General features: G+C 55.4%; 2 protein-coding genes. Both read right to left on the bottom strand.

Going from position 1 to position 8,346, the window contains the following annotated elements; genetic code table 11:
- A partial coding sequence (locus HALTITAN_RS09020; RefSeq protein ID WP_009286718.1) for a non-ribosomal peptide synthetase occupies positions 1 to 5,119 on the bottom strand: 5,119 nt, incomplete at its 3' end.
- Positions 5,120 to 5,143: 24 nt separating this feature from the next.
- Positions 5,144 to 8,332 (bottom strand): non-ribosomal peptide synthetase, encoded by a 3,189-nt coding sequence (locus HALTITAN_RS09015; protein WP_009286903.1) that lies wholly within the window; start codon positions 8,330 to 8,332, stop codon positions 5,144 to 5,146.
- Positions 8,333 to 8,346 lie beyond the last annotated feature (14 nt).

Below are 8,346 nucleotides of genomic sequence, written 5' to 3'. Positions count from 1 at the left end.
AAACGTCTAGCTGATCCAGCTCGATGACGTTAAGGTTTTCAACTACCGGCAACGTATCGCGCAGATGCTGTTGAATCAGTAGCAGTTCAATGCCGCTATCTTCGGCAATATAAGCCAACCGCTCAGAGGGGTAATCCGCATCCAGCGGCACATAGGCGCCCCCCGCCTTGAGAATCGCCAGCAGCCCCACCACCATCTCAATGGAGCGCTCTGCTGCGATACCTACCCGAGTTTCAGGTTTTACACCTAGTCCGATCAAATAGTGGGCCAGCTGGTTGGCACGAGCGTTGAGTTCGGCGTAGCTGAGTGACTGTTCTTCAAATACTAATGCAGTAGCCTCGGGGTTTACCTCGGCCTGGCGCTCAATTAGTTGATAAATTGGTGCAGCCTCTGAAGACTGTTGAGTATTCTCTCCCCACTCGCTCAACAACTGCCGCTCGTTTTTTTCTAGCAAGCTGATCTCACTTATAGCTTGCTGTGGTGCCGTTTGCAGACTTTCTACGATGCCAGCCACAGCCGAACGCATGTAATCACACAGCCGTTGTGCACCGATCACACGACTAACCTGTCCTACCAGCTGAAAGTCCTTGCCGAGGTCATTCACCGACATACCCAGTGGGTAGTTGGTTCGTTCCTGGCTGCCTAGAGAATCCATGCCCTCCCAAGTAGGCGTGGTACTTCCTTCACGCTCAGGTACACTTAGACGGTAGTTCAGCAGACTTGAGAACAACGGCGCACCGCCAGGTAAACCACTGCAACGCTGCGCTAGGCCAAGACTGGCATGCTCGTGGTACAGTAGCTCAGAGAGAGCATCATGAGTTTGCCGTAAGCATTCATCGACACCTTGGGAACCCAGTGTAATGCGCAACGGTAGCGTATTAATGAATACCCCTAGCGCTCGTTCAGCGCCTTCGATGCCTTGCATACGACCGGAAAGCACCGTACCAAACACCACATCGTCCTTACCGGTGGCTTTGGCAATTACCAGCGACCAGGCGAGATGGAAGAAGGCCGCCGCGCTGACGCCGTGGCGCCGAGCCTGATCGCGGATCGCCGCCGCTAGCTCGCCGTCCAACACCAGGCGCTGCTCGTCGATGTCGTCACCGTCCCCCATAACGTCGTTGAGACCGAAGGGCAGCGTACCCTCGTCAAGATCACCAAGGCGACGATGGAAGTAGGCCTGGTGCTCGCTATCGGACACGCCCAAGCGAGCCTGAGCGATGAAACTACGGAATGGCACGGGCTCGGGCAGCTCTGCGGAACGCCCCTGCTCGATCAGAGCGATCTCTTTGACGGCCTGCTTGACCGTCATATTGTCATCGATTAGATGATGGATGAGTAACTGCAGTAGATAGCTATCACCGGCCGTGTCCTCGATAGCCACGGCTTTCATCAAGGGCGCCTGGCGCGCATCAACCCGGCAGCGACCGGGGTCGGCGGCGTGACGCAGCCGTTCCAGTGGAGACAACTTCGAGCCTTCAATGCCGTCGTCGGATGCCTTCTCGATCCATTCCACCAGCAGCGGTGCTTGGCGGAGAACTACCTGTACTGGCTCGTCAAGTCCTTCCCAGAAAAAAGCAGTGCGCAGGATATCGTGTCGCGCCATTACTTGGTTAAAGCCATCGATGAAACTTGCCATGCGGGCGCGGTCATCGAAACGCATGATGTAGGAAGTGATGTAAGCATCACGCTCGACGTTCAGCCGATGATGAAAGAGAATGCCCTCCTGCAGCGGCGCCACAGGATAAATGTCCTGGATGTTGGCGCCACCACCCGGCACCGTCAACTCAATGCGCGCGATCGCTTCCTGATCGAGCGATACTAGAGGGAGCATCCAGGGCTCGAGGGTTTCGCAGTGCTCAGGAATTAGGTTGGGTGGAACCTCCACTTTATGCAGGTTGTTCGCCGCTTCTAGCACCTGCGCGAAATCGCTTAGACGCGGATGTTCGAACAACTCACGGATGGCAATATCGCTACCGAGTTCGCGCAATTTTGCAATCAGCCGCAATGCGAGCAACGAATGCCCGCCTAACTCGAAGAAATTATCGTGGCGGCCGACCCACTCGACTTCCAGCACCTCACACCAGAGTGCTGCCAAGGCTTCTTCCACTTCTCCTTGAGGCGGCTCATACTGTGAGCTACTCGCCAAGTCAGGCTCGGGCAGCGCCTTGCGGTCTATCTTGCCATTGGCATTCAACGGCAGTGCATCAAGGATGACCACGACTCCCGGCACCATATAATCCGGTAGCTTTTGGCCCAGCGTTTCACGTAGTGAGCTGGGGTCGAGTTCTATGCCTGCTTGGGGAACCACATAGGCCACCAGCCTGGAACCACCGGGGCCCTCTTGAGCGACCACCACCGCCTCGCGAACCTCCGGTTGAGATAACAGTTCGGCCTCGATCTCACCCAGTTCGATACGGAAGCCACGTACTTTCACCTGATGGTCAATACGCCCCAGGTACTCAAGCTGACCGTTTTCATGCCAGCGCACCAGGTCACCAGTGCGATAGAGCCGCTCTCCCGAGCCAAACGGGTCAGCAACAAAACGCATCGCTGTTAGGCTACAGCGGTTCAAATAGCCTCGTGCCAAGCCTGCTCCTGATACGTAAAGCTCTCCAGGAATCCCGATGGGGACACGATTAAGCTGGTTATCTAATATATGTGCGCCGAGATCCGGGAGAGTGATCCCTATAGGACTACGTTGACCTGTCAGATCATCAGCTGTCACACGTCGATAAGTGACATGCACCGTGGTTTCAGTAATGCCATACATGTTGATCAGACGGGGATGATCATCACCGAAATGCTCAATCCAAGGGCGTAGGCTTTCCGGTTCCAATGCTTCACCACCGAAGATCACCACACGCAAAGCCAAGTCTTCCGTGTTATAGAGGTCGGGGGTGGCCATCAACTGCCGGAAGGCAGAAGGCGTCTGGTTCAGGACTGTCACTTGTTCCCGGCATAGCAACTCAAGGAAATCCTCCGGCGAACGGCTAACCCAGTAGGGCACTACGACAAGTTTTCCGCCCGTGCACAGTGCCCCAAACATCTCCCACACTGAGAAATCGAAGGCGTAGGAGTGGAACATTGTCCAGGCATCCTGCTGGTCGAAATTGAACCAAGGTGCCGTGGTATCAAGCAATCGCGTCACGTTCGCATGACATAGCTGCGCCCCTTTAGGTTGCCCTGTGGAGCCCGAGGTGTAGATCACATAAGCAAGATTTTCGCCGTGCAGCGCCACGTTTGGATTGGTCGACGCATGATGCGTAACATCCAACTGATCCAGTTCAATGACATGCAGGCTTTCGGCTACTGGTAACGACTCGCAAAGATGTTGTTGGGTAAGCAGCAGCTCAATGCCACTGTCCTCGACCATATAGGCCAACCGATCTCTCGGATAATCTGGATCTAGCGGTACATAGGCGCCACCCGCTTTGAGGATACCCAGCAGTCCCACCACCATCTCAAGGGAGCGTTCTACAGCGAGGCCCACTCGAGTTTCAGGCTTTATGCCTAGCCCGATCAAATAGTGGGCCAAGCGATTTGCACGGATGTTAAGTTCGGCATAGCTGAGTGACTGATCTTCAAATACTAGTGCCGTGGCCTCTGGGGTTGCCGCAGCATGGGGCTCAATCAGGTGGTGGATCGTACCAATTTCTGTTAAGTGCGGAGATCCCTGCCCCCACTCGGCCAACTCTCGCCTCTCACTGGCTCCGAGAATATCAAGCTCTCCTAAGCGGCTATTGCAATTCTCGCAAAGCGCCGTTAATACTTGGCGATAGCGTTCAAGCAGCTTTTCGGCAGTATCCTGCTCGAAAAGATCGGTACGATACTCCAAATCGCATTGAACACACTCCTTCCCGATCACACAATTGAGGGAAAGCTCAAATTTAGTCGTGCCATTTTCTACCCTCATCGGCTCAGCAATGACACCATCAAATTTCAGTTGCTCGGCGTCACTAGCCATCTGTACGCCAAACATAACCTGGAACAGTGGATTGCGCGACGGATCACGCTGCTCACTACGAGATTCCAATAGTATCTCTAGAGGCAGATCCGCATGATTCATCAAACCGAGCGCACCTTTCCTAACCTGCTGGACGATATCGCGAAGCGTCATCGCAGGCGATAAGTTGGCACGAAATACTTGAGTAGATACGAAGTAGCCCATCAGGTCTTGCAGCTCATCGAACGGCCGACCAGCATGAGGTACTCCGACAGCGAACTCCATCTGATCGCTGTAGCGCGCCAGTAGGACTTGCCATGCCGCTAAGAGAATCATGAATGGCGTGCATTTTTCTTTCCGACAGAGTTGTCGCAGCGCATTAGCAAGGTCAGAAGGCAGAGCTATAGAAGAGCGGGCACCTGAAAACTTCTGCACCCCAGGGCGCTTATAGTCAGTGGGTAGCTTGATGTCGGGTACTTGGTCCCCCAGATAACTATTCCAATACGCTAAACTTTTCTCAAACTCACCACGCTCATATCTCTCGCGTTGCCAGGCTGCATAGTCTGTATATTGAATATTCAGTTCTGGTAGAAAGACCTCTTCCTGTGATGCCACTGCCAAGCGGTAAGCTGTTGTCAAATCCTTGGCGAGAATAGGGTTCGACCAAGCATCGGAAACGATGTGGTGCATACACACAGCAAGCACCTGTTCTTGCTCACTCACTTTTATCCATCTCGCCACCAATGCCGGTGATACGGTAAGGTCAAAGACATGACCTGTTACCTCACTGATGGATACAGTCAGCCGGTGTTCTCGTTCTGATGGCGTTAGCACCGATAAATCCTCGCACTGAAGTGCGAACTTCACATCGGGTGCAACGACTTGCATCGGTTCCCCGTCTAGTTCGACGAAACGGGTTCGCAACACGGCATGCCGTGCAATGACAGCCTGAAAAGCTCTCTCTAATGCCTCTGGATTCACTCTCCCATTCAGCCGAAAGACCCGAGGTAGGTTATAGGCACTCAACCCTGGCTCCATGTTCTGCAGTAGCCATAACTGATGCTGAGAGAAAGAGAGGGGAACGTGCTCTCCTACCTGGGTGCTCGCGACAATACTCTCTTGATGCCGTCCACCCTGATTAGCGGCTAGAGATTCCTGACTCATACCATTCATTGCTGAATCCTTAACTAGAGGCTGTTATTCGATTGATAAGGAAGGGCGTACCTCTTCCTTAATCCCGCTCTCGCTCTCACGTAGAGCAGCACCCAGCTCAGCGACGGTGGGGTGATCAAATATCACGCCGGGGGCTATCTCGATCCCGAACTGCTTACGAATGCGTGCCACTAACTTGATCACCAGCAAGGAGTGCCCACCCAGCTCGAAGAAATCGTCATCAATGCCGATCTCATCACGACCAAGCAGCTCAGCCATGGCCTGACACAGGTTGGCTTCCACGGCATCCCGGGGCTTCACCAAGGTTTTTCTTTCCGCTGTTTTTTGGGCCAAGGCTTCCAGCGAGGGGGTGTCTACCTTGCCGTTACCTAGGCGAGGGAAATGTTCAACAGGGATAAAACGAGAAGGACACATGGGCTCAGGCAGTAGCACAGCCAGCTGCTCGCGAAGCTGGGCTTGGCCCTCAACGGACGTTACCTCGGAGTCAGCGATCAGGAACGCTACGAGTTCCTGGGTATCACCGCCCCGACCCATCAGGCGAACCAGGCTCTGTTTAACCCCTGGCTGTGCTTGCAATATGCTTTCGATTTCCACCGGTTCGATCCGGAAACCACGCAGCTTGATCTGGTCATCGGCTCGCCCAATAAGGCGTACGCCACCCTCGGGCAGCACGCACGCCAGATCGCCTGTGCGATAGAGACGTTCACCGGCAATAAAGGGATCTTCGACAAACGCGGAAGCATCGCTATTGAGATAACCCCGCGCCAGTTGGGCGCCGCCCAGATACAGCTCACCTACGGCACCGGTGGGGGTCGCGTGCAAATTATCGTCAAGTACTCGATAGCGGCAATTCGGTAGCAGCTGGGTTAGTGGCAACGGGCCTGCAATATCTTGCGCCAGCGATACTGGATGCACCATAACGCCCACAGTGGCTTCTGTGGGGCCATAGTGGTTGTATAGCTGGCACTCGGGGGAGATCCGCGCGATGCTCGAAAGTAAGGCAGATGAAGTTGCCTCACCGCCTAAAATCAGTGTTTTCGGCAACCGGGGAACTTCGCACTCCAGCAGGGCCTCCAGATGAGACGGCACTATCTTGAGCGCATCGATATCGGCCGCCGACATAAAATGCGCAAAGTGGTCGCCATCCTGCATATCGTCAGGTGCGGCGATCACCAGGCGGGCTCCATTGAACAAGGCGCCGAACAGCGCCGTATTACCCAAATCAGTAGCCAGCGACCCGGTCAATGCCCAGCGCTGGCATGCCGATAGACCCATGGCCTTTGTGGCACCGGCGACGTAATTGAGCAGTTGGCCATGCTCAATTACCACGCCTTTTGGCGTGCCAGTGGAGCCAGAGGTATAGAGAAGGTAAGCCACTTCGCCGAGGTCTGGCTCTGGAAACGACAAGTCACTACCCGCTTCATCCACTTCTTGTGGCAGCCCCACACTGCGGATGCCGGGAAGGGCCAGTGCTGTGGGTTCCGACTCGGCGTTTTCAGCGCTTACTACTAGCGCGGGCTGGGCATCCTCAAGCACCCGCCGTTTACGGGCTACGGGCCACTCTGGATCAAGCGGCAGGTAGGCGGCACCTGCACGCCATACTGCCAGTAGCAGCACGACCAAAGCGGTGGAACGGGGCCAATTAAGCGCTACGTAATCTCCACGCTTGACGCCCTGACCATCCAGCCACCGAGCGATATCATTAACGCGAGCTTCCAGTTGGGCGTAACTCAGCGTACGGCCCTGCTCCTCAATGGCAATGGCATCCGGCGTCGAAACAGCCCAAGCGGCGATATGGGTAGCTACGCTCCACTCGCCCATGTCGAGCACACTGTCTTCAACCGACAGTAATCCCTGCTGTTGCTCAGGGGAGATAAGCGGCACCGAAAATGGCTTTTGCGCTGGGTCAGCTAGACCCGCCTGCAGCAGCGTCTGGTACTGATCCAGCAGGCACCCGGCCGCCGCTCGGCTATAGCAAGATGGGTCGGCGTAGAGCGTCGCCACCACGCCGCTCTTACTGCGGTCAATGTGCAAGGCAAGCTCAAATTCTGCTGATGGCCCTGGCAATTCTCGCAAGCGCCACTGCAAACCCGCCGACTTTAACTCACTCACCCCCTCTGAAAATGCGAACCCCGCTGCGAGGTGGCGCTTATCGGGCAACGCATCAATCGACCAATACTCTTGAGCCTGGGTATGCGCCTCTAGCTGCTCTGCTAAACGGGTAATCCAGCTAGAGAAGTCACTATCAGCGACACCTTCAACCAGCACCGGCAGCACCTTATCGAAGAGCCCGAATGCCCCTTGCATCACCTCGTAATCCTGGCGGCAGTCGTGTTGCCAGCCGCCCAGCACACACTCGTTGCTGCTAATCCTGGCGAGTAGCGCCCACCAGGCCGCCTGCAATACTACCTCTGCGGATACTTGAAGCTCATCTGCCAGGCTATCGATACGCGCTACTAGGTCTGGTTCGAGCGGACAGGCCACATATTCATGCTCTACTCGCACGTCATGGCGATTTGCCTGCATTGTAGGTAAACGGCATACGCCTGCCTGCTCGGCATGCTGCTGGTGGTTTTGCCAATACTCTCGGCCCTCTTCGGCGTCATCGTCGTTTTCAAGAGAAGCGCGCCACTCGATGAATTGGGAATATTGCAGCGCAGACTCATCGTCGGTTCCGCCACGCGGCTCATAAGCATCCACCAACGCCGAGAACAGCGACAGCAGACTGCCACGATCCGCCACCAACGCCGAAACAGCCAGTACTAATACCCAGGTTGTTTCACCCGTTTGCAGCAGCGCTGGACGCAGCAGCTCACCGGATTCTAGGGCAATGGGCCGGCGCTTTAGTGACTCGCGATAGTTATTAAGAAAGTCGTTGAGCAGCGCTTTCTTGTCACCGCTGCCGCGTAAGTCCTCATGCCGCCACTCAATGGCAGGCAGGTCTTCAAGCGCTTGGTGGCGCAGCCCACGATACCCCGCCACACTCTTCAGAGCCGTCGATAGGGCTTCATGCTGTTGCCTAAGGTCGCTCAGTGCTTGCTCCAGCCGCGAGCTATCAAGCGCACCCTGAATATCGACCACCATGACCTCGACCTGCGCTAATGCTGCCTGCTGTGTGTCACTTTCATTCACTTCCGCCGCCACCAACACTGCACGCTGTTCAGGGCTAAGCGGCCAATGGGCAAGGCTCTGCTGTTCCGTTATCGCATTCATTTATTGACTCCCAA

It is taken from the genome of Vreelandella titanicae BH1 (genome assembly GCF_000336575.1).
In the GTDB taxonomy this organism is placed as follows: Bacteria; Pseudomonadota; Gammaproteobacteria; order Pseudomonadales; family Halomonadaceae; genus Vreelandella; species Vreelandella titanicae.
The sequence above is the reverse complement of the archived record's forward strand: the minus strand, read 5'-3'. Positions and strand labels throughout refer to the sequence as shown.